This is a genomic window from Flavobacterium sp., assembly GCF_035299245.1.
Taxonomy (GTDB): domain Bacteria; phylum Bacteroidota; class Bacteroidia; order Flavobacteriales; family Flavobacteriaceae; genus Flavobacterium.
The window spans coordinates 313,742-340,732 of sequence record NZ_DATGWY010000022.1; the positions used below are offsets into that span (position 1 = coordinate 313,742).

23 protein-coding genes are annotated in these 26,991 nt (G+C 35.5%); 14 read left to right on the top strand and 9 right to left on the bottom strand.

Annotated features, from left to right (window positions below; all coding sequences use genetic code 11):
- Positions 1 to 6 precede the first annotated feature (6 nt).
- The 6 genes from VK161_RS15045 to VK161_RS15070 all read left to right on the top strand — a co-directional run bounded on the left by VK161_RS15045 (position 7) and on the right by VK161_RS15070 (position 6,912).
- Entirely contained in the window at positions 7 to 639 is a 633-nt protein-coding gene (locus tag VK161_RS15045; RefSeq protein WP_324215614.1) for a 4-phosphopantetheinyl transferase, read from the top strand.
- A complete protein-coding gene (locus VK161_RS15050; RefSeq protein WP_324215615.1) occupies positions 636 to 1,358 on the top strand; it encodes a geranylgeranylglyceryl/heptaprenylglyceryl phosphate synthase in 723 nt (240 codons plus the stop codon). The genes VK161_RS15045 and VK161_RS15050 overlap by 4 nt, the downstream gene beginning before the upstream one ends.
- An 11-nt stretch (positions 1,359 to 1,369) precedes the next feature.
- On the top strand, positions 1,370 to 1,990 hold the full coding sequence (gene pnuC / locus VK161_RS15055; protein WP_324215616.1) for a nicotinamide riboside transporter PnuC: 621 nt from the start codon (positions 1,370 to 1,372) through the stop codon (positions 1,988 to 1,990).
- Entirely contained in the window at positions 1,951 to 4,065 is a 2,115-nt protein-coding gene (locus tag VK161_RS15060; RefSeq protein WP_324215617.1) for a DUF4301 family protein, read from the top strand. The genes pnuC and VK161_RS15060 overlap by 40 nt, the downstream gene beginning before the upstream one ends.
- Complete coding sequence (arfB, locus tag VK161_RS15065; RefSeq protein WP_324215618.1) at positions 4,065 to 4,466, top strand: alternative ribosome rescue aminoacyl-tRNA hydrolase ArfB; 402 nt, start codon at positions 4,065 to 4,067, stop codon at positions 4,464 to 4,466. The genes VK161_RS15060 and arfB overlap by 1 nt, the downstream gene beginning before the upstream one ends.
- A gap of 256 nt (positions 4,467 to 4,722) precedes the next feature.
- Positions 4,723 to 6,912: a TonB-dependent receptor gene (locus tag VK161_RS15070; RefSeq protein ID WP_324215619.1), complete on the top strand. Its 2,190-nt coding sequence runs from the start codon at positions 4,723 to 4,725 to the stop codon at positions 6,910 to 6,912.
- 39 nt (positions 6,913 to 6,951) lie between these two features.
- Here VK161_RS15070 and VK161_RS15075 read toward each other — a convergent pair whose 3' ends face one another.
- On the bottom strand, positions 6,952 to 7,395 hold the full coding sequence (locus tag VK161_RS15075; RefSeq protein ID WP_324215620.1) for a hypothetical protein: 444 nt from the start codon (positions 7,393 to 7,395) through the stop codon (positions 6,952 to 6,954).
- Positions 7,396 to 7,535: 140 nt separating this feature from the next.
- Between VK161_RS15075 and greA the strand changes: the two genes are divergently transcribed.
- The 3 genes from greA (at position 7,536) to VK161_RS15090 (ending at position 9,653) form a co-directional block, all read left to right on the top strand.
- Positions 7,536 to 8,012: a transcription elongation factor GreA gene (gene greA / locus VK161_RS15080; protein ID WP_324215621.1), complete on the top strand. Its 477-nt coding sequence runs from the start codon at positions 7,536 to 7,538 to the stop codon at positions 8,010 to 8,012.
- Positions 8,013 to 8,025: 13 nt separating this feature from the next.
- Complete coding sequence (locus VK161_RS15085; RefSeq protein ID WP_324215622.1) at positions 8,026 to 8,415, top strand: HIT family protein; 390 nt, start codon at positions 8,026 to 8,028, stop codon at positions 8,413 to 8,415.
- Between the two features lie 68 nt (positions 8,416 to 8,483).
- Complete coding sequence (locus tag VK161_RS15090) at positions 8,484 to 9,653, top strand: transglutaminase domain-containing protein (RefSeq protein ID WP_324215623.1); 1,170 nt, start codon at positions 8,484 to 8,486, stop codon at positions 9,651 to 9,653.
- Here VK161_RS15090 and VK161_RS15095 read toward each other — a convergent pair.
- Complete coding sequence (locus VK161_RS15095) at positions 9,650 to 10,801, bottom strand: HAMP domain-containing sensor histidine kinase (protein WP_324215624.1); 1,152 nt, start codon at positions 10,799 to 10,801, stop codon at positions 9,650 to 9,652. The two genes, VK161_RS15090 and VK161_RS15095, sit on opposite strands and share 4 nt — an antisense overlap.
- Positions 10,802 to 11,054: 253 nt before the next feature.
- Between VK161_RS15095 and ahcY the strand changes: the two genes are divergently transcribed.
- Together ahcY and VK161_RS15105 are read left to right on the top strand one after the other, a co-directional pair.
- Positions 11,055 to 12,371: an adenosylhomocysteinase gene (gene ahcY / locus VK161_RS15100; RefSeq protein WP_324215625.1), complete on the top strand. Its 1,317-nt coding sequence runs from the start codon at positions 11,055 to 11,057 to the stop codon at positions 12,369 to 12,371.
- Between the two features lie 239 nt (positions 12,372 to 12,610).
- Positions 12,611 to 12,988, top strand: a complete 378-nt coding sequence (locus VK161_RS15105) for a hypothetical protein (RefSeq protein WP_324215626.1) — start codon at positions 12,611 to 12,613, stop codon at positions 12,986 to 12,988.
- Between the two features lie 206 nt (positions 12,989 to 13,194).
- Here VK161_RS15105 and VK161_RS15110 read toward each other — a convergent pair whose 3' ends face one another.
- The 5 genes from VK161_RS15110 to VK161_RS15130 form a co-directional block, all read right to left on the bottom strand.
- Positions 13,195 to 13,917 (bottom strand): hypothetical protein, encoded by a 723-nt coding sequence (locus VK161_RS15110; RefSeq protein ID WP_324215627.1) that lies wholly within the window; start codon positions 13,915 to 13,917, stop codon positions 13,195 to 13,197.
- A gap of 2 nt (positions 13,918 to 13,919) precedes the next feature.
- Positions 13,920 to 14,444 (bottom strand): hypothetical protein, encoded by a 525-nt coding sequence (locus tag VK161_RS15115; protein WP_324215628.1) that lies wholly within the window; start codon positions 14,442 to 14,444, stop codon positions 13,920 to 13,922.
- A 42-nt stretch (positions 14,445 to 14,486) separates the two neighbouring features.
- On the bottom strand, positions 14,487 to 16,148 hold the full coding sequence (locus tag VK161_RS15120) for a S8 family peptidase (protein ID WP_324215629.1): 1,662 nt from the start codon (positions 16,146 to 16,148) through the stop codon (positions 14,487 to 14,489).
- Positions 16,149 to 16,167: 19 nt separating this feature from the next.
- Positions 16,168 to 18,069, bottom strand: a complete 1,902-nt coding sequence (locus VK161_RS15125) for a S9 family peptidase (protein ID WP_324215630.1) — start codon at positions 18,067 to 18,069, stop codon at positions 16,168 to 16,170.
- An 87-nt stretch (positions 18,070 to 18,156) separates the two neighbouring features.
- Positions 18,157 to 21,360, bottom strand: coding sequence for a reprolysin-like metallopeptidase (locus VK161_RS15130; protein WP_324215631.1), 3,204 nt, complete (start codon positions 21,358 to 21,360; stop codon positions 18,157 to 18,159).
- A gap of 219 nt (positions 21,361 to 21,579) precedes the next feature.
- Between VK161_RS15130 and VK161_RS15135 the strand changes: the two genes are divergently transcribed.
- Together VK161_RS15135 and mtgA are read left to right on the top strand one after the other, a co-directional pair.
- Positions 21,580 to 22,692: an FAD-dependent oxidoreductase gene (locus tag VK161_RS15135; protein ID WP_324215632.1), complete on the top strand. Its 1,113-nt coding sequence runs from the start codon at positions 21,580 to 21,582 to the stop codon at positions 22,690 to 22,692.
- Positions 22,693 to 22,695: 3 nt separating this feature from the next.
- On the top strand, positions 22,696 to 23,376 hold the full coding sequence (mtgA, locus tag VK161_RS15140; protein ID WP_324215633.1) for a monofunctional biosynthetic peptidoglycan transglycosylase: 681 nt from the start codon (positions 22,696 to 22,698) through the stop codon (positions 23,374 to 23,376).
- Between the two features lie 26 nt (positions 23,377 to 23,402).
- Here mtgA and VK161_RS15145 read toward each other — a convergent pair whose 3' ends face one another.
- A complete protein-coding gene (locus VK161_RS15145; protein ID WP_324215634.1) occupies positions 23,403 to 23,783 on the bottom strand; it encodes a DoxX family membrane protein in 381 nt (126 codons plus the stop codon).
- Positions 23,784 to 23,953: 170 nt separating this feature from the next.
- Here VK161_RS15145 and VK161_RS15150 point away from each other — a divergent pair, with 170 nt between their 5' ends.
- Positions 23,954 to 24,754, top strand: a complete 801-nt coding sequence (locus VK161_RS15150; RefSeq protein WP_324215635.1) for a TIGR00266 family protein — start codon at positions 23,954 to 23,956, stop codon at positions 24,752 to 24,754.
- A gap of 33 nt (positions 24,755 to 24,787) precedes the next feature.
- Here the strand turns inward: VK161_RS15150 and VK161_RS15155 are convergent, their stop codons facing one another.
- Complete coding sequence (locus VK161_RS15155; RefSeq protein ID WP_324215651.1) at positions 24,788 to 26,866, bottom strand: prolyl oligopeptidase family serine peptidase; 2,079 nt, start codon at positions 26,864 to 26,866, stop codon at positions 24,788 to 24,790.
- Positions 26,867 to 26,991 lie beyond the last annotated feature (125 nt).

Consider the following 26,991-nt stretch of genomic DNA (forward strand, 5'->3'; position numbering starts at 1 on the left):
CTGCTTATGGCTTTTCATAAATCGATAGAACTGAAACCCAACACCAAAGCTTACTTTTGGAAAATTGACGAAGAGTACAACTCGCTTTTTCGTTCGGTTATTCTAAAAGATATTTCGTTGACACGTTTGGAACAAATGAAATCAGAAAGCCATCAAAAAGGATTTTTAGCCGTTCGGATGTTATTGCAACATCTTGGCTATAACGATTATGATTTGCATTATGATGAATACGGAAAACCTCATTTAAAAGACGGTCAACACATTTCAATTTCTCACTCTAATGGTTTTTCATGCATTGCCATCAGCGATCAAAATATTGGTATAGATTTAGAAATTCTGAAAGAAAAAACACTTAAAATTGCTCCGCGATACATGGATGTAAAACATTTGGAAAACCTCTCCATAAAAGACAAGCTCATAAAAGCAACCATAGTGTGGGGAATCAAAGAATGTGTTTTTAAAGTCAAAAATCAAGTCGGAATTAGTTTTCTAGACCATATTTTTGAGGATGAATTTTCTTTAGCAGACAAAAAAGCTGCCGTTCAACTGCATTTCGAAAATAAAATAGAACACTTTTCAATTGTTTTTGATTCGATAGAAGAGTATATCTTTGTATGCGCATTCCAACAACTGAAATGAAAAACATTTATTCTGAAATAGTTGCATCAAAAGACAAAAAACTACTCGCTATCCTACTCGATCCCGATAAATTATCCGTAGAGAAAACCGTAGATTTAATTACAAAAATCAATTCATCGCCAGCCACACATATTTTTGTAGGAGGAAGCACTTTTGACGGAAACCATTTAGACGAGTTGATTACCATTATCAAACAAAACACTATTTTACCCGTAGTGCTTTTCCCCGGAAATCCAACACAAATCTCCAATAAAGCGGACGGAATCTTATTTTTAACTTTGTTATCGGGTAGAAATCCAGATTACCTCATCGAACATCAAATTAATGCAGTACCATTTCTAAAAAAAACCAATTTGGAAATCATTTCTACTGGTTATATTCTAATCGAAAGCGGAAGTGAAACTGCAGTGCAACGCGTGACTAAAACCCAACCCATTGATCGCAATAATATCGAATATGTAATTCAAACGGCTCAAGCGGGCGAACTCATCGGAAACAAACTCATTTATCTCGAAGCTGGAAGTGGCGCACAATTGGCGGTTCCACTTGACATGGTTCGATTGGTTCGTGAAAATACTACTGTTCCGTTAATTGTTGGTGGCGGAATTCGTTCTCAGCAAGAAATTAAAAATGCTTTTGAAGCTGGAGCCGATATGGTTGTCATCGGAACTGCATTTGAAAATGATGCTGCTTTTTTTGAAAATTATCAAACCCATTAATCCTAAGTATTTTGCTAGATTTTTTTATTGAACAATACAAAAATGCTTCTATCCAACAAATCGCTTTGGAGTTTACCGCTTTTGTGTTTGGTGTTTTGAGCGTATATTTTGCCAAAAAAGAAAATATTTGGGTGTATCCAACGGGTTTAATATCTACCATTATCACCGTTTATTTATTGTATCAGGCAAGTTATTTTGGCGACATGACAATGAACGCCTATTATTCAATAATGAGCATATATGGCTGGTACAACTGGACAAAATCGGTTAATGAACCCGAATTAAAAATAACCCGAACATCCACAAAAGAAAAATTTATTGGCTTTGTACTGTTTGTTTTAACCATGATAATCACCTACTGGGTGTATGTTTTTTTTGATTATAATCTTGAAATTCCTAATTATATTGATATTTTTACATCCGGAATATTTTTTACAGCTATGTGGTACATGGCACTTAAAAAAATAGAAAACTGGACATTGTGGATCATCGGTGATATGATTGCCGTGCCTCTTTTTGCTTACCGTGGATTAGGAATGCTTTCGTTACAATATTTTATTTTCACTATTATAGCCATAATGGCTTACTTAAAATGGAAGAAAATCTTAAACAATTACAATCAGAAATACTAAAAATAGCGTTGTATGGTCCGGAAAGTACCGGAAAAACAACCTTATCACAACAGCTTGCATCCGAATTTAATACGGTGTGGATTCCTGAATTTGCTAGAGATTATCTTCAAGAAAAATGGGAAACCAAAAAAGAAATTTGTACCGAAGAAGATTTGCTTCCTATTGCCATTGGTCAAACTAAACTAGAAAATGAAGCACTTCAAAAAGCCAATTCTATTTTGTTTTGCGACACTAATTTGCTGGTTACGAAAGTGTTTTCTGATTTATACTACAATCATTGTCATCCTTCTTTAGAAAAAGCAGCAAAAAAACACAAATACGATTTATTTTTTCTAACTGATGTTGATGTTCCGTGGGAAGCAGACGATTTACGTGATCGTCCAGAAGATCGCCAAAAAACCCTTGATTTTTTTGAAGAAGCTTTGAATCACTACAATAAACCTTACCTGAAATTATCAGGCAATCAAGAAGAACGTAAATCTAAAGCAGTGACAATTATTAATCAATTAATAAAAGCGAAACAGCTTGGCTTTTCTTCTTATGATTTCATTGAAATGTACCACAGAAAAATTGATATCGACACCGTTGAAAATCAAATTAACTATCTAAAAAAAGGAATTCAAAAAACGGTTTTAGATCGTCCAGCCATAATTAATGATGGGATTCTAAAATTTACCAAAGAGGAATCGCAGTTTTTTTCTGATTTTTTTGACGAAAATAAAACCAAACTCCGACTGAAAAAGTTTGTTCCTGCATCAGGCGCAGCGAGCAGAATGTTCAAATTTTTGAGTGAATTCATCAATGATTTTAAATTTGGCGAAGAATCAATCAACGCCTACATTAACAGAAAAGAAGACAAAAATTTACCCGTTTTTTTGGTTGCCAAGGAAAAATTCTCGTTTCACTCTGAAGTCATTCGCAAGGTAAAATCCATTCATCCTAATTACGACGAACTAGACAAAGACACTCGCGATTATTGGTTCATCAAAACCATGCTTTCAAAAGATCATCTTGATTTTGCCAATAAACCAAAAGGCGTTTTACCGTTTCACAAATACAAACATCACATTGCAACTGCCATTGAAGAACATTTGAATGAATCGGCTCATTATGCTTCTTCCAATAAAAAAGCGTTCATTCATTTTACGGTTTCCAAAGAACATCAAAAAAGTTTTGAAACTATTGTTCAAAAGACAAAACCAATAATTGAAGAGAAAACAAAAACGACCATTGACGTTCGGTATTCTTTTCAAAACGAATCTACCGATGTTGTTGCATTAGATTTAAATAACAACCCATTCAAAGACGAGAATGACAAGTTGGTATTTCGCCCTGGCGGACATGGTGCATTGATTGAAAACTTAAACAACCTTGATGCTGATGTAGTATTCATCAAAAACATTGACAATGTCATCCAAAATCATATTGAAACCATAACCTTATACAAAAAAGCTCTAGCCGGAATTTTACTTCAATACCAATCGACGATTTTCAACTACTTAAAAGCCTTACACAACGAAACTATTTCGAAAGAGCTCATCGATGAAATTGTACTTTTCTTGAGAGAAAAACTCAATATTGAAGTACTGGAAGATTTTCATAAATACACCAAAGAAAGCAAAATCGAAAATCTGATTACAGCCTTGAATCGCCCTATTCGAGTATGCGGAATGGTAAAAAATGAAGGTGAACCTGGTGGTGGACCATTTTGGGTACAAGACAAAAAAGGAAACGTTTTTTTACAAATCATTGAATCCTCTCAAATTGATTTTAAAGACGAGTTTCAAGCAAAAATTGCTCAAAATGCCACTCATTTTAATCCAGTGGATATAGTTTGTGGACTCAAAGATTTTCGCGGTAATCCATTCAATTTGGCACACTATATTGATAAAAACTCGGGGTTTATAGTTGAAAAAAACAAAAACGGAAAACCCTACAAAGCTTACGAATTACCCGGTTTGTGGAATGGTGCGATGGCCAAATGGCTCACTATTTTTGTTGAAGTTCCGCTGATAACTTTTAACCCAGTAAAAACGGTGAATGACTTACTAAAACCCGCTCATCAACCCGACTAATGAATACTGAAATCATACTTACTGAAGTCAGTTACAAAGCCGTTCGCAGCAGTGGAGCTGGCGGACAAAATGTAAATAAAGTATCGTCAAAAGTAGTCCTTACATTCGATTTAACAAATTCATTAGCCTTTGAAGAGGAAGAAAAAGAATTAGCTTTAACCAAATTAAGATCCAAATTGACTTCAGAAGGAATTTTAATTCTAAACTGCGACGAAGATCGTAGCCAACTCAAAAACAAAGAAATTGTCACCAAACGTTTTTTAGAATTAATCAAAAAATCTTTAGTCGTTCCAAAAGTACGGAAAGCCACTAAAATTCCGAGATCAGTAGTAGAAAAACGCCTCAAAGACAAATCCTCACAATCGGAAATCAAGCAAAACCGAAGAAAACCCGATGTCTAAAAATCAAGGCAATGGCAAAATTCAATTAAAAATTTGTGAATTGTTATTGTAATTGATATTGATATTGAACTATCTTTGCAACGTCTCATCGGGGTGCTAAATGCAAATTTGGCTGAGATTATACCCATAGAACTTAGAACAGGTAATGCTGTTTAAGGAAAAGACAGTTCTAAAGTGCACGTTAGCGCTGTCGCAAGTATCAATTTAATTTACTAACCAGAATAATTTACCCCTGTTATTCGTAATTTTTTTACGGATGAACACTTTATTCGATTTACGAAGTACGAAGTACAAAGTACGAAGTACGAAAACACTTTTTTTTACAGTTATTAGCTCATTATTTATTGGCCAAATTTATGCTCAAGAACAACTCAAAGACACTACCAATCTAGAAGAGGTGGTAGTGCAATCAGTACGAGCGAACAAAAAAACTCCGGTTACTTTTTCCAATTTTTCAAAAGAAGAATTTGCCTCACGCAATTTAGGTCAGGACATTCCGATTTTAATGAATTTCTTGCCTTCTGTAGTCACAACTTCCGATGCTGGAAACGGATTTGGCTATTCCGGGATTCGCGTTCGCGGAAGCGATGCCACTCGTGTCAATGTCACGATCAACGGAATTCCGTACAACGATTCGGAAAGTCACGGAACTTTTTGGGTGAACATGCCCGATTTTGCTTCGTCAGTAGAAAACCTGCAATTACAACGAGGAGTAGGAACGTCTACTAATGGTGCTGGAGCTTTTGGTGCAAGCTTGAATATGCTTACGGATAGTTATTCTAAAACAGCGAATGGAGAAATCTCTAACTCATTTGGCAGTTTCAATTCGAGAAAACATACCGTAAAATTCAGTTCGGGTTTGCTCAATAACTATTTTGAATTAGCGGGAAGAGTTTCAAAAATTGCCTCTGATGGCTACATTGACCGAGCTTCGTCTGATTTGAAATCGTATTTTTTACAAGCCACTTTTGCCGATAAATCAACCTTAATTAAAGCCTTGGTTTTTGGTGGAACGGAGAAAACCTATCAAGCGTGGAACGGAATCGATCAATTTACTTTAGAAAACGACCGAACTTTTAATCCGTCGGGAATGTTTACCGATGAATTTGGGAACACCCGTTTTTACGACAACGAAACTGACAACTATCAACAAGATCATTATCAACTGATTTGGAATCAGAAAATCAACCAAAATTGGTCGTCTAACATTGCTTTTCACTACACTATCGGAAAAGGATACTATGAAAATTACAGAGAAGATGCAGATTTTGCCGAATACGGATTGACTCCAGTTGCTGGGCAAACATCAACTGATTTGATTCGACAAAAATGGCTCGACAATGATTTTTACGGAACCGTATTTTCTTTAAATTATAAAAAAAACAAAGTAGATTGGATCATCGGCGGAGGTTACAACCAATACGAAGGCGATCATTTTGGAAAAGTAATTTGGGCACGTTTTGCATCAACTAGTGAATTGGGTGATCGATATTATGATGATTTTGCCAAGAAAACCGACTTTAATTTGTACTCCAAATTGTACTATAGACTCACCAACAAATGGATGCTTTTTGGCGATGTACAACTGCGTAATGTAAATTACAATTCAAATGGAGAAACAGGTTTGGTTGACGATTCTTTTTCTTTTTTCAACCCAAAAGCCGGAGTTACCTTCACCATCAACAAAAAAAACAATCTGTATTTTTCGTATGCCAGAGCCAATCGTGAGCCCAATCGAACCGATTATGAAAATGGAAATCCCGAATCAGAGCAAATGGACGATCTAGAATTGGGTTGGCGTTATGAAAATAAGACCACACAATTGAATGTAAATGGGTATTTGATGAACTACAAGAATCAATTGATTTTGACCGGTGCATTGGATGATGTTGGAAATCCTATTAGAGCCAACAGTGGGAAAAGTTACCGTTTGGGATTGGAAATTGATGCTCTTTTCAAACCTTTAAAAAATGTCGTTTTACAACCCAATCTTTCAGTAAGTCAGAATAAAAATCAGGACTTCTATTTCAGCAGAGATGGGGTTTTACAAAATTTGGGTGATACTAACATTGCTTTTTCGCCTAATGTGATTTTCAATAATCGCCTGACATTCATTCCGTTTAAAAATTTCCAAGCCACATTATTATCCAAATTTGTAGGAGAACAATACATGGGAAATATTGACTCTGAAAACTCAAAACTCGACGCTTACAGTTCAACTGACGTAAATATTTCGTACGAATTCAAACCCAAGAAAGTGTTTCAATCAATTACAGTTTCGGTACTGCTGAACAATATTTTCAATGAAAAATTTGAATCCAACGGATATTTCTACACCTATGATGATGATTTTTCTAATCCAGGTGTAATTACTACCATTGAAGGCGCAGGATATTATCCGCAAGCTGGATTTAATTTCTTGACAGGATTGACATTAAAATTCTAAAAAAAATCCCGTTGCGAATACCATCGTAACGGGATTTTTCTAATTGGAAACAATTATCGTAGATCCATTAACTTCGGTTCGGTATTGCTTCAAAGGATATTCTTTTCCTGGAGCTTGACCGTTGAATAGACTGTAAATAGCATCGTCACACGGACAAGTTGCTGTGCTTCCACTCACAATTAAAGTAGAACACGATGACAGTGCTTGATTAGGACATGCTCCATCAAAAGCATAAAATCCACTACCCGAATTGAACACAATTACACCTCTGTTTCCAGCTCCGAATTCATCCACTTTAACCGAATTTCCTGCGAATTGTAAATTGCTGTATAATGGTAAATTTAGGTTGATTTGGAAGCTGAAATTATAGTTTGCCAAATACGGATTGTTGTTGTTTACTTTGTCTTTATTGCAACCTGAAAACCCAATTGAAACTACAGCAATAAGAATGATTGATTTGAATATTTTTTTTATGAAATCCACTTTTATAAGAATAAATTTATTTAACTTTGTTGACTGCAAAAGTGCAAAATAAAACTAAGAAATTAGTAAAAAATACTATCTTTGAAAAAAGAAATCCCGTTGCGATGGGATTTTTTCTATTTATATATAACGACAAAATTATGAGTAAAGTATCTTATTACACCGCTGAAGGATTAAAAAAGCTGAGAGAAGAATTAGATCAACTTAAGAGTATTGAAAGACCAAAAGCATCACAGGCAATCGCCGATGCGAGAGATAAAGGCGACTTATCTGAAAATGCAGAGTACGATGCCGCCAAAGAAGCGCAAGGCATGCTGGAAATGCGAATTGCAAAACTTGAAGAAATACACGCTAACGCACGTTTGATTGACGAATCAACTTTAGACGTATCGAAAGCTTTGGTTTTATCAAATGTTAAAATCAAGAATTTGGCCAATAATATGGAAATGAAATACACTTTGGTGGCCGAAAGTGAAGCCGATTTAAAATCGGGTAAAATATCAGTGACTTCTCCTATTGGAAGAGGATTATTAGGGAAATCAGTAGGCGAAATTGCCGAAATTAATGTACCTAACGGGACATTAAAATTTGAAGTATTGGAAATATCACGCGACTAAATTATAGAACACTATGAGTTCCATTTTTACCAAAATAGTCAACGGTGAAATTCCGTGTTATAAAATTACCGAAGACGACTATTTTTTAGCATTTTTGGATGTAAACCCGAATGCGAAAGGACATACTTTGTGTATTCCAAAGCAAGAAATCAATAAAATTTTTGACATTGAAGACGATTTGTATTTGGGATTAATGGCTTTTTCAAAAAAAGTGGCTGTTGCTTTAGAAAAAACGGTTCCGTGTAAACGAATCGGAATGGCCGTGATTGGATTGGAAGTTCCGCATGCTCATGTACATTTGATTCCGCTAAACGAAATGGATGAGATGCGATTTCAAAATAAAGTGGCATTATCCAAAGAAGAATTTGAAGCACTAGCTTTAGCCATTCGAAACAATTTATAATCACAATCATCGTTTTATATAAAATCACCTGTTATGTTTTGCTCTGACAGGTTTTTTATTTTTTGATCATGAGATTTTTTCAACTACTCGTTTTATTTTTCGTTCAAATATCATCGGCACAATCGACCAATCCATTTGCTGCAGTTGATACTAAAATGTCGAAAATCCCAGAAGACCAAACGCGTTCCACTTCTGATATTGCCAATTACATCAACAGCAATTTCACATCCGAATCCGACAAAATCAGAGCCGCTTTTTATTGGACCGCTTCAAACATAAGTTACGATGTAGAAAACATGAACGAACCCAATTTTATTTATACGCCTCAAGAAAAAATTGCGAGTGCATTAAAAACTAAAAAAGGAGTTTGCATTCATTACGCCGAAGTTTTCAGTGAAATAGCCAATAAATTGGGAATAAAAACGCACATTATTGGTGGTTATACTAAGCAAAATGGAGTTGTAACACCAATTTCCCATGCATGGTGTGGTTCAAAAGTAGATGGAAAATGGCAATTATTTGATCCGACATGGGCATCAGGTTTTGTGAATGGAAAAAAATTCACTAAAAAATTTAATAATTTTTTTTACAAAACAGAACCTTCTAAACTCATTCAATCGCACATGCCTTTTGATTATATGTGGCAATTTTTGAGTCGACCTCTGACCAATAGAGAATTTTTTACAGGAAAACTTACCGAAGAAAAGCCCATTACCAACTATGATTATGCTGCGGAAATTGCAAAATACGAACAACTAACAGATGAGCAAAAAGCCTTTGATGAAGCGCAACGAGTCGAAAAAAATGGAGTATTCAATAATTTCATTGCCGAGTATTTAGCCATTAAAAAAAATGATTTTACCGTTTTAAATCAGAATAAAAACATTGAAAAGTTTAATCTTTTAGTGGAAGAATACAATCAAGCTATTTTCGGACTTAACGATTTCATTTACTACAGAAATCGTCAATTCAAACCTGCTCTACCCGACGAAGAGATTTGGTTGATGATTGAAAATCCGTACAATAAATTAAAAAAATGCCAAGAAGACATGTACAAAATTAATTCGGTTGGTAAAGAAAATTATGAAAGCTTCAGCGGACTAAAGAAATCAATCATTGATGCAACTAAACAAGCCGAAGAACACTATAATTTTGTAAAAGAATATTTAACAAAAAGCAAAAGCGGTCGAAAAGCAATGTTTACAAAAGTGAAAATTTTCGGAATTCCTATGCGTTAATTGATTGGTTTTTTGAATGTGACTTGCATTGTTGTTCCTTTTCCAACTTCCGATTTTAGTACTTTAATTTTACCCTTGTGGTATTCTTCTACGATACGTTTGGTCAATGACAAACCCAAACCCCAACCTCTTTTTTTTGTAGTAAATCCGGGTTCGAAAACGCGTTTGAATTGATTCTTCGGAATTCCTTTGCCAGAATCTTTGACGTTTATTTTAACTAAATAGGGTTCATCCTCAATGGTGATTTTTAACTTTCCTCTTCCTTTCATGGCATCGATAGCGTTCTTCATCAAATTTTCGACTGTCCAACTGTGCAACGCCGGATTCAAAGAAACTACAATTGGATATTTAGGCGCGGAAAAAGAAAACTCAACCTGATTTGAAAAACGCGATTTTAGATAATCAAACGATTGTTTGGTTTCTTCTACGATGTCTTTTTCTTCCAAAATGGGTTCTGAACCAATTTTAGAAAAACGATCGGTGATGGTTTGCAACCGTGTAATGTCTTTTTCAATTTCGGTTATGGTAGTTTCGTCAACATTATCAGCTTTCATGATTTCGAGCCAACCAATAAGTGATGATAATGGCGTTCCTATTTGATGCGCGGTTTCTTTCGCCATTCCAGCCCACAATTTATTTTGAGTTGCCATTTTGGTGCTTCGGTAAAAATTGTAAACCATAGTTCCAAACAATACTATTATCAGTAATAATGCTACCGGATAATACTTCAGTTTATTTAAAAGTGACGAGTTTCCATAGTATAATTTTTGAACTTTCCCTGGCGCATAATCAATGGAAATGGGTGCATTTTCTTTCTTTAACTTTTCGAAAAAAGAGGCAAGCTTTTCTTTATCTTTAGTAATACTTTCATCAATATTTGCTTCACTTAAAATTTTGTTATTCTCAGTTAAAATAATTGGTATTGTTGTGTTGTTACTTATAATTTGAAAAGGTAAATCTACATCCGTATTTTCATCGGCCGTCAATAATGTTTTTTGAGAAGTCGCCCAAAGTTCCATCTTCACTCGTTCTTCATTCTTAAAAATTTGAAAAAAAGCATACGTATTCCACATTATCAATGAAACGATGATAAAAGAAGCAACAATAATGACCCAACGAGTGGTAGTTCTTTTGTCTGAAAACTGCATTAACGATTTATTTTTTGTTTAAAAGTAATGAAAAAATGACAACTTCTAAAAAAAGCAGTATTGATTCAAAAAGTGAAATACAACTAGTTAAAAAAATATTTTATTGTATTTCAAATCGTTAGAAGCGTAAACAATTCACAAAACCAATAAAATATTTGAAAAAATGAAAAGTTATTTTGTAATTTTGCACCACACTCGAGGCCAGAGGCCGAACTGAACGAAGTTAAATTTTAAAATTAAATATACATAATAGATGAGCACACAAACATTACCTTATGTAGCTTACAAAGTGAAAGACATTTCGCTTGCAGCTTGGGGAAGAAAAGAAATTGAATTAGCAGAAGCTGAAATGCCTGGTTTAATGGCATTAAGAGCAGAATACAAAGACGAACAACCGTTAAAAGGTGCTCGTATCGCTGGATGTTTGCACATGACCATCCAAACGGCTGTTTTGATTGAAACTTTAATTGCTCTTGGTGCAGAAGTTACTTGGTCGTCTTGTAACATTTTCTCTACTCAAGATCAAGCTGCTGCTGCAATTGCTGCTGCTGGTATTCAAGTGTATGCTTGGAAAGGTCTTGATGAAGAGTCTTTTGACTGGTGTATTGAGCAAACGTTATTCTTTGGAGAAGACAGAAAACCGTTGAACATGATTTTGGATGATGGTGGAGATTTAACCAATATGGTTATTGACCGTTACCCAGAATTAATTCCAGGAATCAAAGGTTTATCAGAAGAAACTACAACTGGTGTTCACCGTTTGTACGAAAGAATGAAAAACGGCACTTTACCAATGCCTGCAATCAATGTTAATGACTCGGTTACTAAATCGAAATTCGACAACAAATACGGTTGTAAAGAATCGGCTGTTGATGCCATTCGTAGAGCAACTGACATCATGTTGGCTGGAAAAAGAGTAGTTGTTTGTGGTTACGGTGACGTTGGAAAAGGAACTGCGGCTTCATTCCGAGGTGCAGGTTCAATTGTTACGGTTACTGAAATCGATCCAATTTGTGCGTTACAAGCGGCTATGGATGGTTTTGAAGTAAAAAGATTAAACACCGTTATTGCTAATGCTGACATCATCATTACAACAACAGGAAATAAAGACATCGTTTTGGGTGAGCATTTCGAACAAATGAAAGACAAAACTATCGTTTGTAACATCGGTCACTTTGACAATGAAATCGATATGGCTTGGTTGAACAAAAACCACGGTGCATCAAAAATTGAAATCAAACCTCAAGTAGACAAATACACCATCAACGGAAAAGACATCATCATCTTAGCTGAAGGACGTTTGGTAAACTTAGGTTGTGCAACTGGACACCCAAGTTTTGTAATGAGTAACTCATTCACTAACCAAACTTTAGCTCAAATCGAATTGTGGAACAACAGTGCTGCTTACAAAAACGAAGTGTACATGTTACCAAAACACTTAGATGAAAAAGTAGCGGCTTTACACTTAGCAAAATTAGGCGTTGAATTGGAAACATTACGTCAAGACCAAGCAGAGTACATTGGTGTTGAAGTTCAAGGACCATTCAAACCTGAGTACTACAGATACTAATCGAAGTACGAAGTTCGATATACGAAGTACGAAGAAAATAGAAAACCCCGATTTCAATTGAAATTGGGGTTTTTTTTCTGTTTTATTATGTAATAATGTACCTAAAACATGTAACTTTTTTTGCTAAAATTGGGCCAACTTTACAAAACGATTCATCTTTAATTTTCAACATCCATACGAAAGTAGCAATGTTTACTAAAAGATGATAATTTTTAAAGAAAATGATAAATAGTAAAAAAATGTCACAAAAAAACAAAAAGCAGTTTGGTGTTTGGATGGATTCGCACAATGCAACTATAGTGGGAAGAGAAGATGTAGATAACGGCGAATTCATTATCCTTGATCATATTAAAAACAATGGTGCCGATAACAATTCTAATGAGAAAACTGCCCATAATCAAGAGATTGCCTTAACTCAAAAGTTCTTCAAAGAAATTACAAGAAAAATGCCTAACATTGATGCAATTCACATCACAGGAACGGGGCAAATTCAAGAACAATTCATTTCGTTTTTAGCAGATACTGCGCAGTACAAAAATGTAGAATCGTCTGAATGCACATCCAATAAGATGAGCGATGAAGCACTGTTAGAGTTCTTTAAAAATCGGTTTAATTAGTTCCAATTGAAAGAATGTAAAAACCCCGATTTCAATTTTGAAGTCGGGGTTTTTGTAAAGTCATTACGAACTTTTTTTAACGAAGCAATCAGAAGCTACTCCAGCTATTCGCTCTATCTTTTTTAAATTGCCACGGGTTTAAACCCGTGGCAATTTAAAAAAGGATGCCGCTGCTATCTGGGCTAGGGCAATCGTATGAAAATCGATTACGAAAAAATAGAATTTTCCGTTTCAATTACCTCAGCGATTACTTTTAAGCAATCAGAGGAACTTACTCCTTGTCCCTTTTCAAAATAGCCATTAATTTCATTTTCGTAAAACTCTAACTTGTTTTTATATTTTTCTATAGAAACTCTATTTTTCATCGTTTCAATGAGTAATTTATAATGATTAAAAAATTGATCTTGAGTAATCGAATTTTTAAAAATTATTTTATACAATGAGTAAAAATTCAGAAAAACCCAATTAAGATAAACAAATGTATGTGAAATTTGTATCCAAAACTCCTTTTTATATTCATCAAAAAAAGCATCTGTTTTATTCATATTGACTAACAGTAAATTGGCTTTTTTAAATTCAGCTTCAAAATCAGAATTTAATTTTAAAATCATCCGAATTGCTAATAGTACTGGAAAAACATAGTTGAATACTTTAAGAAATTGGAATAAAAAATTATTCATCCCATCGTTGTGAAATTGAGTATTTGCAAAAACGATTAAGCCTAGTGAAATTAACCAAGTTGGAATGATCCAAAACAACTTTCCTTTGAGACCAACTCTGTAAGTAAACGCAACTACAAGATGAATAAAATAACTTTGCCACAATCCGGTTCCTTCAAAAAAACTATCAAATCCAACCAAATAAAACAATCCAAAAATTAAAGCTAATAAAATGGATTGAGCCAAAGCACCCGTATTAAAAACAATCATTCTTAAATCACATTAAATTTTTTAGAATTCTCTCGAATGTAGTGCAGCACTTCGTCATAATCAATAGTCTCTTTTGGGATTTTAATTTTGTTATTATCATCAAATGAAAAACCGTCTTTCACAATGGTGATTTGATGTTCAGATATTTCGGTATAATTGATTTTTTTGTACGGTATAACCAAATTAAATTTAGTACCATAACGCATTGAATTCAGTTCCATTCCGACTTGTGTTAATCCGTCAACTTGGTCTTTAGCATGAACTTTTACAATTGCATCTTCAGTAAAAGTTATTTGTAAACTCTGAGCTAAATTTCTTGTACCATTCTCCGCTGAAAGTTGCAAAACAAAAGCCAATAGCATGAACAAAACTGCAAAACAAAATGAATTTAAGCTGAACTGCAAAATGATTAAAAACAATAATGCAAATGCACCCATTATTCCATACACAAGTAGGCTCTTGGTTTTCATTTCTCTCTTAACGTAGGCATTTAACAACTCAGGATTGATGTAATACGTTTTCTTCATTAATTATTATAAATAGTTGAGGGGTTTTTGGCTTAAAAAAAATTACTTCTTCGACACTTTAAACATTTTCGAATAACGCTCGCTCTTCAACGAAATAATATAATTTCCAGTCGCATACTCAAACGGAATTGCATTCAAACCTTCTGAAATAGTTGTTTCATACGAAAAAAGCTGCTTCCCATCAATAGTAGATACGGTTATAATGTAATCGCCTTGAAATTGTCCTTTGCTGTACACTTGCAATTCATTGTTTTGAATCGGATTAATCAATTGAAACTCTTGTTGAAAATTACTTTCATCAATTCCTAAAGTAGCTGCTTGTAAGGCATCAAAGGCATTCACTCGTCCATAACCCATGTATTCATCAAAACCTTGAATATCTTCACCTGAAGCTCCAACCTCATCAGCTGCTGTATTTTGTAAAATTGTTCTAACCTGCTCTGGAGTTAATGTTGGATTTTGTGCAAAAATTAACGATGCAATTCCGGCAACCAAAGGTGTTGCTTGAGAAGTTCCACCCCAATACGAATTGGGATTGGTATCGTTATTATAACTTAATCCGTAAATAAAATTCCCCGGCGCAACAACGTTGATGTGTGAACCGTAATTACTTCCGCTGGTTGCGCTCCAAAAGAAAGGAGCTGTTCTTGTATCATCCGGATTTGTAGAACCAACTGCTACTACATTGGGATACGTTATTGAATAACCCGCAGGATAATAAGTAGTATCGTTATTGAAATTCATCATACAAAAAAACAACATCACGTTTTGTCCATCGGCATAATTAATTGAATCGGCAATTATAGCCGAACTTGCTGAGCCACCAATTGACATACTAACAATTTTGGCTCCGTTATCTACTGCATAAAAAATAGAATTGGCCATGCTAGAATACGAACCTGTATTGGATGAATTCAACACTTTAAGTGGCATTATTTTACTGTGCCAATTGACTCCCGAGTACAAACTGTTATTGTTAGCAATAGCTCCAATAATTCCGGTACAATTGGTTCCGTGACCATGATCATCTGTTGGATTATTGTCATTATTCACCCAATCCCAACCGTTTACGTCGTCAACATATCCGTTACCATCATCATCAATGCTGTTTCCTGGGACTTCATCTGTATTGATCCAAATTCGGGACGCGATATCCGGATGATTCATTTTCAAACCCGAATCTGGAACTGCGATAATCATGTTAGGATCGCCTGTTTGAATGTCCCAAGCGAGTTCCATATCTACATCGGCATCGGGCAAAGTTGTCCCAATTCCAGACATGGTTCCCGTATTCAACAATCCCCATTGTCTATTAAAATAAGTATCCGACGGAACAACTAAAGCCGAATTTTCGTTGAATTGTCCACCGCTGATTGCAATGTAATCCAATTCAACATATTCAATTGCGTTTAACTTTTGAAACTTTTTTAATTCCAAATTAGCATCTACTCCATCAGCAAAAATCAGCAAGAAACTTCTTGTTCTTGAATAATTTCCAATCGATTGGATGGATTCTAAACCAAGCGTTGCGCTCAATTTATCCAACGATGAATTTCCTAACGATTTCTTTTCAAAATCGATTTTATCGAGGTGAAAAGCACTTTCCTTCAACTTAACAATCAACTGATTCTTGATGTAATCTTGTTCATTTTGAGCTCCAACTACATTGAATACTAAAAAGAGTGCAATGATTAAATTTTTCATGTGTATGTTTCTTAATTATTTACAACGTTTCCTTCAACCATTTGTAAAATTCAGTTTGCCAAACAATCGCATTTTGAGGTTTCAATACCCAGTGATTCTCCTCTGGAAAAAGGAGGAATCTACTTTTGATACCGCGTAATTGTGCTGCTTGAAAAGCTTCTTGACCTTGACCAATTGGCACACGGTAGTCTTTTCCACCTTGAATAACTAAAATGGGTGTATTCCATTTATCAACTAAATTCTTCGGATTGAACTGGTTGTAGGTTTTTTGCGCTGCTGCATTGTCTTTTTCCCAATACGGTCCGCCACTGTCCCAATTGGTAAAAAACACCTCTTCGGTTGTTCCGTACATGCTCTCTAAATTGAAAACCCCGCAGTGTGAAATGAAAGTTTTGAAACGATTGTTGTGAATTCCAGCCAAATAAAATACAGAATATCCTCCGTAACTGGCTCCAACAGCACCCAAACGTGCTTTATCTACATAACTTTCTTTAGCCACATCATCAATCGCCGAGAGGTAATCGTCCATTACTTGTCCGCCCCAATCTTTAGAAATTTGTTCGTTCCACGCAATTCCGTGACCGTGCATTCCACGTCGGTTTGGCGCTACAATCACGTATCCTTGAGAAGCCATCAGAGAGAAATTCCATCTAAATGAATAACTCTGAGTTAATGGTGATTGTGGTCCACCTTGACAATATAAAAGTGCAGGGTATTTTTTAGTTTTGTCAAAATTAGGAGGAAGAATTACCCAAACCAGCATTTTTTTACCATCGGTGGTGGTTACATAACGTCTCTCGTATTTTGGAAGCGATAGTTTACTATATATTTCATCATTGATTTTAGTCAATTGCAACCACGTTTTTTTCTTTAAGTTGTACGAATAAATTTCGGCTGCGTGGTTCATATCGGTGCGCGTCACAATTACATTATCTTCCGAAAATCCGTAAATGTCTGCCACATCAAAATCGCCCGAAGTTACCTGACGAACGGTTACTGCAATTCGGGTCAAACCCGGAAAATTTACTTCAAACAATTGTTTTGTTCCATCAACTGCGGCAGTAAAATAAACTTTTTTTCCGTCTGGACTCCACATAAAATTTTCAACACTTCCATCCCAATTGGCAGTCAGGTTCATATCCATTCCCTTGAAACGAACGATAATGTCGTTTTTATCCGCTTCATAACCGTCGCGTTTCATTTGCAACCAGGTTAAATTGCCCGTTGGAGAAAAAACAGGATTGGTATCGTAACCCAAATTGGTCTCAGTAAGGTTTTTAGTGGTTTTGGTTTCGATGTTGTATTCGTATAAATCAGTATTGGTAGAAATTGCGTAAGCCGTTCCCGATTTCTTTTTACATACATAAATGATGCTTTTGCTGTCGGGCGACCAAATATAATCTTCGTCACCACCGAAAGGTTTTTGAGGCGAATCAAACGCTTCATTTGGCATGATATCAATTGGAGTTGAATTTCCTTTATTTTCAACATAAAAAACGTGATTATGAGAACCATCACTCCACGTATCCCAATGACGGTAATCCAATCCGTTGTAGACTTGTGCATTTGATTTATCTAAATTGGGATAAATGTCTTTACCTAAAACTTTGTCAATTTTCACTTCTTGTGAAGACAGAAGGTATTTTCCATCGGCAGAAACATTCTTGTCGACAACTAAATCTTTGGTATCTTTTACTTCAGTTGCCATTCCGCCATTGATTGGAATGGTGTAAAATTTTGAATTGGATTTATTTTCCTCAACAGAAGGAGTAGCTACTTTATAGACTACTGATTTTCCGTCTTTAGAAATTCCGATAACAGTTACTCTTCCGAGTTTCCAAAGCAATTCTGGAGATAATACATTTTGAGCCGAAGCCGATACACCCATAATACAAGCGATTAATAAAACTAATTTTTTCATTATTGATACATTTTGAACGCTAAAAGTACTAAAAAAAACATCCCGATAGTACTATCGGGATGCTTAAAAAAATGGTTGTTGGTTGGTTTATTGTTTAATGAAACGTTTGGTTAATGAACCTCTTTCGTTAGAAACCTCAATTAAATAAGTTCCGGCAGATAAGTTGTAAACATTAATTGACTCATTTTCAATTTTACCGTTGCCTAATTCTTGACCCATCATGTTGAAAATTCTATAAGTAGAATCTCCTTCAAGATTCGTAATGTTTAATACATCACCTTTTAATGGATTCGGGAATAAGTCGAATGAAATTGAATTAGTTGACATTTCTTCTCCTCTAGCTGTAGACACAATGTTTACTGTGTAATCTTCCACCTGACCGTATGTGAATGAACCACAAGAAGTAGTTGGAATTGCATTGTAACGCATGATTACTCTCATTCGGGTAGAACCTAAAGTAGCAGTTGTTGGAATAGTAATAGTTCCCGAAATTGGTGTAGCTGTAGTTGCTGCTCTTGTATAAGCAGTTTCACCTGCATCTGTAAACACTCCATTTTGGTTGTAATCAATATAAACCGCATATCCTTCTGCGTAAACAGTACTTGTCCAGAAAGGAGTAATGGTTATTGTATTAGCCGAACCTCTTACTACATTGGTAGAAACTGTAGTGAAGTTTTCGTAACCCGCTGTTCCTGTGGAAGGATTATTGATGGTTCCGAATTGAACTCTTTGGATTCTCTCATCATTAGTATTGGTAGATGTAGCCGTACAATAAGTAAGAGTTGTAGAAGATGTTGTTACTGTTACTGTGTTACTATCTACAGAAACATTTCCTGCAGCATCTTTTGCTCTGACATTAAAAGTAAAGGTGGTAGAAGGAGTTAATCCTGTCACAGCAAATGTTGTTGCTGTAGTGGTAGAACCAATTAAAACTCCGCCTCTAAACACATCATATCCTGTAACACCTACATTGTCAGTAGCGCCAGTCCATGATAAGTTAGTAGATGTTGAAGTAGTTCCTGAAGCCGATAATGTTGGAGCTGTTGGAGCTACAGTATCAGCAGGAGGTGCAGAAGTAGTTACCGAAACCGTATTACTATTTACAGAAACATTACCTGCAGCATCTTTTGCTCTTACATTGAAAGTATACGTAGTTGAAGCTGTCAATCCTGTCACAGCAAATGTTGTAGCAGTAGTTGTTGATCCGATTAAGGCACCATTTCTATACACATCATAACCTGTTACAGCCACGTTGTCAGTTGCACCTGTCCAAGATAAGTTAGTAGAGTTTGAAGTAGTTCCTGAAGCCGATAATGTTGGAGCCGTTGGAGCTACTGTATCAGATGAACCAGCAGTAATGGTAAAGTTAGCATTAGAAACATCAAAGAAAATGTGATTGGTTCCTTTTACCATGATTCTATTAGTAGTACCAGGAGTATTTGGAATAGTTACGGCTTGAGTTCCGTCGTTTGGTGTAGCCGCTAAAAGTGTTGACCAAGTTGATCCTCCATCAGTAGAAATTAAAATATCTACATTAGCACAATTCACACCATTCGCAGTTGTTCCTGCTACAGCCCAAGTTATTGTTTGAGTACTTCCACCTGCATACGAAACCGCAGTATTTGGTGCCGTTACAGAAAATGGTCCAGCAGTAGCGTTTACGGTTACCACCATATCATCACTGTTATTAGCTGATCCACCAGCTCTGTTATCACGAACAGTCAATCTGAAGTTCAATGTTCTTGCTACTGAAGATAAAGCCTCAACAGTAATTTCAGAACCTGGTGTAGTAGTTGCTCCAACTAAAACTCTCGACATATTAGGAAAATAACGTGTTGGAGAAGTAGAAGAAGGATACGATCTAAAGTTTACTCCAGTAGTTTTTGTAGCACTTGGAGCAGCAGTATTGGTTTGAGAGTTAAATTGTTCCCAGTTGTAGGTTAATGCATCACCATTTGCATCGGTAGCTGAACCAGTCAACATAAAAGGTGTACTTTTTGGGATGGTATAGTCTAAACCTGCATTTGCAGTTGGCACCGCATTACCAGTTGCTGTATTAGTTTGACATGTTTTAGTTTTCACATTATTAGTTACTTGTTGGATACTAACTGCGTGGAAATAAGCATCAGAATGAGGCTGAACATCAACGGCAGTAATACCTGCATAACCCATGATTGTTGAACCTGAACCAGGCTCCATGTGAACTCCCGTTCCTTCATTACCAATGGTAAATGTGTGATTAGCACCAAATTGATGCCCTAATTCGTGAGCCACATAATCAATATCGAAGTTGTCTCCTGAAGGAATACCATCGTTTGGAGAAGTAAATCCACTTCCCTTTTGTCCGTTTACACAAACACAACCGATACATCCAGCATTTCCTCCACCTCCAGAAGCTCCAAATAAGTGACCAACATCATAGTTAGCTTCACCAATTACAGAAGTTAAAGTAGATTGTAACTCACCATTCCAAGCTCCACCTGCGCCAGTAGCTGCAGCTGAATAAGGATCAGTTGATGCACTTGTATAAATTACCGCATCTGTATTAGCAATTAACACCATACGAACAGCAAAATCTTTTTCAAAAACACCATTTACACGAGTCATTGAGTTGTTAATTGCTGCTAATGCTAATGCTTTTGTTCCACCAAAATAAGCGGTATATTCACCTGTAACCGACATTGCTAAACGGAACGTACGCAAAGTAGAATCATCGGCATTTGGACGTAAAGCTGAAGGATCAACCACTTGGTTGTTGATGTGATCTACAACACCACATTCAAACTTAGTGAAAGCCGCTTTCTTGTCCGACTTTTTATATACTGTATAAGTAGTTAAATCTTGTGAAATAGGTTCAATAAACTCGGCTGGTTTATCAGCACTCAATGTCATTGATTTGAACCCTAAAGGAGAAACAGAAAAATACACTGTAGAAGTTGGATTATCAACACCGATTCCAATGTACGATTTAATCTCAGGATAACGAGCAGCTAAAGCTGGATCCATAATTGAATTTTCATACACACTGAATCGCTCTGAACTTCCATCAGCAGTCGGCAAAGAAATCACCACCATCGAGGGCTTTGTTGCACTTCGTAATGGCGAATTTGACAAAGTTGTTTTTAACCCATTAAGGTCTAGATCTAAAAGATTTTTTTGAGGAAGTTGCGCTCTGCTCTCAAGCTCAATAAAGTTTGATTTGGCTGATTTCTCCCAAAAAGAATCTTTTTGTTGCGCAAAAGAAAAACTCGTTATCGCTAATAACGCAACAGAAAGTAATTTGTACTTCATAATAATAAGGTATTGGTTAAAAATAGAATATCGAAATTATAGAAGTTTGACTATTGTTTTTTTAACGATTTAAAAAAGATATTAACAAATCGATGAAATGCACGCTTATTTATTGGCACATTATTATATTTTGATGAAAATTCATACGAAATCAATATTTAATACAATAATCATTCAACAAAAACTAAAAAAAACTATTTTTATAAAAAAAATGACTGCATGCATCTTAGTTATTGGGAGATAAAAAATTGGTTTTCAAAAGTTGATTATACCATCGTAGGAAGCGGAATTGTAGGGCTGCACTGTGCTTTACACCTACGCGAACGCTTTCCTGAGAGCAAAATTTTAGTATTAGAAAAAGGAATTTTACCTCAAGGTGCAAGTACAAAAAATGCTGGTTTTGCCTGTTTTGGAAGTTTATCCGAAATTATAGATGATTTAAAATCACATTCGGAAGAAGAAGTAATCCAACTGGTCCAAAAACGCTGGAATGGTCTGCAATTACTGAGAAAAAATCTTGGAGATAATACGATTGATTTTAAACCTTATGGAGGTTATGAACTCTTTTTAAACGAAGAGGAAAACACTTACAGTGAATGCTTACAAAAACTTCCATTTATTAATGAACTTTTAAAACCTTTGTTCAAAAATGATGTTTTTTCGAAAGAATTTGACCGCTTCGAATTTGGAAATTGTAAGGAGTATTCCATTTTCAATCCCTATGAAGCCCAAATTGATACAGGAAACATGATGCAAGTGCTTTTGAAAAAGGCAGTTTCGGAAAATATTTTAATTTTGAATCAAGCTGAAGTGAATTCATACACCGAAAAAAACGATGCAGTTGAAGTACTTATCAATGATTATTCCTTTTCAACCAAAAAACTGCTATTCACTACCAATGGCTTTGCATCTGAATTAACAAATAACGCCGTAAAACCTGCAAGAGCACAAGTTTTGATAACAAAACCTATTCCTAACCTAGACATCAGAGGAACATTTCATTTGGATAAAGGGTTTTATTATTTCAGAAACATCGATGACCGAATTTTACTTGGCGGAGGAAGAAATTTGGATTTTGAAGGAGAAACCACAACCGATTTAAATCAAACGGAAAAAATTCAAAACAGATTGGAAGAGTTATTAAAAAATGTAATTTTACCCCATCAAGAATTTGAAATTGAACATCGTTGGAGCGGAATTATGGGAATTGGATCAAGTAAAACACCTATAGTGAATCAGCTTTCAAACCAAGTATATTGTGGTGTTCGATTAGGCGGGATGGGTGTAGCGATTGGAAGTATAGTAGGAAAAGAATTAGCAGAATTAGTATAACTTATGATAAAAAAGATTTTTAATTGGATAAAAAAAGCCATGCTTTGGTTTTTCGGAATTTCTATTTTTTTGGTAATTCTATTTAAATGGGTTCCGGTTCCATTTACTCCTTTAATGTTAACCCGAGTAGTTCAAAGTAAAATGGATGGAAAAGACGCCATTTTTAGCCATGATTGGGAATCACTGGAAAACATATCGCCCAATTTACAAAAAGCGGTAATTGCTAGTGAAGACGGAAATTTTCTAAAACATAAAGGTTTTGATTTTGACGCGATGAAAAAAGCCTTTGAAAACAACAATAAAGGCCGAAGACTTAAAGGCGGAAGTACCATTTCGCAACAAACCGCTAAAAATGTATTTCTTTGGCACGGTAGAAGTTATATTAGAAAAGGATTAGAAGCCTATTTTACAGTTTTAATCGAATTGTTTTGGGGCAAAGAACGTATCATGGAAGTCTACCTCAACAGTATTGAAATGGGTAATGGAGTATATGGCGCACAAGCCGCAACACAACATTGGTATCAAAAAAACGCCAATAGTTTGAGTCCGAGAGAAGCTGCTGGAATTGCTGCCATTTTACCCAATCCAAGAAAATTTAAGGCATCCAATTCAAGTTCATACATTAATAAAAGAAAAGGTAAAATCATGCGTGTGATGCGCCAAACTGGAACTATAGAATATTAAAAAAAGCCCCGAAATTGGGGCTTTTTTTATGCAAATAACGGACGAAACTGTGGCCAATGTTTGTAAATCAATATTCCATTTAAGGTTGCAACTACTACTGCTCCTATTATTCCTGAAACATCCAAAAACAAATGAAATAATAAAATGTTTAATGAAATGGGCACTAATGCAATTAAAGCAAATGCAACCCACTTTTTTAATAACAACAAAATTCCAATTCCGATTTCAATCAGACCTACCGTTTTTAAAACATAACCTGTTGCTCCTAAAGAAGCCATAAAGTCACCGGCTTTTTGAGGCAACTCTGGAAGCGGAATAAATGGCGTTGATAACAATTTGTTCAGACCAAAAGCAAGGAGAACAATACCTAGAAGTATTCTAATAATTTTTGTAAATTGTGAATTCATAAAAATATTGATTTATTGGTTAGCGATATAGTAAAAATAATATTAAAAAAGTATATGTTTTATAATTTACGCTTATTTTTTTTAAACATTCACCATTTAATAAAGTCAAAATATTGGCTCATGTAACATTTTTAATGAGATACTAACTAATTATATAAAACAATAATCAAATGAAAGCACACGAAATAGATTACCATATTTATGGTGAAGAAATGCAATACGTAGAAATCGAACTCGACCCACAAGAAATTGTCGTGGCCGAATCGGGAAGTTTTATGATGATGGACAACGGAATCAAAATGGAGACGATTTTTGGTGATGGTTCTCAGCAACAATCCGGACTTTTTGACAAAATTTTATCTGCTGGAAAAAGAGTTCTTACTGGAGAAAGTTTGTTCATGACTGCTTTTTTAAATCAGAATAATTTTAAAAGTAAAGTATCTTTTGCTTCTCCATATCCAGGAAAAATTATCGCTATTGATTTGAATCAGTTTGGAGGAAAATTCATCTGTCAGAAAGATTCATTTCTATGCGCTGCCAAAGGCGTTTCGGTTGGAATTGAATTCTCCAAAAAACTAGGTCGCGGATTATTTGGCGGTGAAGGATTTATCATGCAAAAAATTGAAGGCGACGGAATGGCGTTTGTGCATTCGGGTGGAACTTTGGCTAAAAAAGTGTTGGCACCTAATCAAGTCATTAAAGTCGATACTGGTTGTATCATTGGTTTTACCAAAGATGTTGATTACGACATCGAATTCATCGGCGGAATTAAGAACACTATTTTTGGTGGCGAAGGAATGTTTTACGCTACACTGCGCGGACCAGGAACAGTATACATTCAATCGTTACCTTTTAGCCGATTGGCCGATAGAGTAATCGCTTCTGCGCCAAAAGTTGGAGGAAGCGGAAAAGAGGAAGGAAGCTTACTCGGTGGAATCGGAAGATTACTCGACGGCGACAATAAATTCTAAAACAAAAACGGCTGATTTCTCAGCCGTTTTTTATTATTTTAATTCCTTAATTCCCATACTGTAGAGAATGAATGCTTCCACATCAGCGCTTTCTTGAATTCTTGAATTCAGCGACTTTCCTGCGCCGTGACCCGCATTTACATCAATTCGTATTAACGTAGGATTATCTCCTGTTTGCTTTGCTTGCAATTCGGCCGCAAATTTAAAACTGTGTGCTGGCACTACTCTATCGTCGTGGTCACCTGTTGTAACCATAGTTGCCGGATATTGAACCCCACTTTTCACATTATGAACGGGTGAATATCCTTTCAAATAATTAAACATTTCTTTCGAATCTTCGGCCGTTCCGTAATCATAAGCCCAACCTGCGCCTGCAGTAAACGTATGGTAACGCAACATATCTAACACACCAACTGCTGGAATTGCGACTTTCATTAAATCAGGTCGTTGCGTCATTACTGCTCCAACCAACAATCCTCCGTTAGAACCACCTTCGATTGCTAAATAGCTACTTGAAGTATATTTTTCAGCAATTAGATATTCTGCCGCTGCGATGAAATCATCAAACACATTTTGCTTTTGCATTTTGGTTCCCGCATCGTGCCATTTTTTACCATATTCACCACCACCGCGCAAATTGGCCACTGCATAAATTCCGTTATTTTCCATCCAAACGGCATTGGCCACACTAAAGGAAGGCGTCAAACTGATATTAAATCCGCCGTAGCCGTATAAAATCGTAGGATTCGTTCCGTCTAATTTCAATCCTTTTTTGTGGGTAATAATCATCGGGATTTTAGTTCCATCTTTCGAAGTATAAAACACTTGTTTGGATTCGTACAAATCCGAATTAAAATCGACATTAGGTTTTTTGTACAAATTAGAAACTCCCGTTTTAGCATCATACGAATAGGTCGCGCCTGGCGAAATGTAGTTGGTAAACGAATAATAAAGTGTTTTTTCAGTCTTTTTACCACCAAATCCGCCCACCGTTCCAATTCCGGGTAAATTAATATCACGCACTAAATTTCCTTTCATATCGTACTGCTTGATGTACGAAAGCGCGTCCTTCATGTAATTGGCAAAAATATAACCCGAACCTGAAGAAGCGTTCAATACATTATCAGTTTGCGGAATAAAATCCTTCCAACTTCTCATATCGGGTTTGGAAAGATCAAAAGTAACTACTTTGTTATTGGGCGCTCTAAAATTAGTCTCTACATAAAAAAGCGTTCCTTCGTTATCAATAACATTGTGATTATTATCAAAATTATTTATCAAATTCACAATCGGATTGCTTGATTTAGACAAATCTTTATAGTACAATTCGTTTCCTGTAGTTGAATTAGCAGCGGAAATGACCAAATATTTTTCATCTTCGGTAACATAACCACCCACGTATCTTCTTTTGTCTTTTAATCCAAAAACAACTTTATCGTCTTTTTGCGAAGTTCCTAATTTGTGAAAATACAATTTGTGTTGGTCAGTTTTAGCAGACAATTCACTTCCTAGAGGTTTGTCGTAGCTTGAATAATAAAAACCTTCATTTTTGTACCATGAAACACCACTAAACTTTACATCAACAATAGTATCACCAATAATTTCTTTAGTTTCGGCTTTCATGACAATTACTTTTCGCCAATCGCTTCCACCTTCTGAGATAGAGTATGCTACTAACGAACCATCTTTAGAAAAATTTACTCCACCAAGCGAAGTACTTCCGTCTTTAGAAAACGTATTCGGATCTAAAAACACTTCTTCTTTACCCCAAGTATCTTTTCGGTACAAAACCGATTGATTTTGCAATCCATTATTTTTATAATAATAAGTAAATTTTCCTTCAACAAATGGCGCGCTAATTTTCTCGTAATTCCACAATTTTTCGATGCGCTCTTTGATGGCATTTCGGTACGGAATTTTCTCGAGGTAACTGTAGGTCACTTCGTTTTGTTTCTTTACCCAATCAGCAGTTTCCGGAGAGCGATCATCTTCCAACCATCGGTATGGATCTTCTACTTTAGTATCAAAATAAGTGTCAACTTGATTGCCTTTTTGTGTTGGAGGATACGTTATTTTCGTCACTTTAGAATTGTTAGTTTGCGCTATCCCCATTAATGAAAATAGGATTGTTAGCGATGTAATGGTATTTTTCATGTTCAGTTGTTTTAACAAATATACAAAAGTGACTTCTAAATAATTGTTAAAAAAAGCCCTCTCAAATGGAGAAGGCTTTTTGA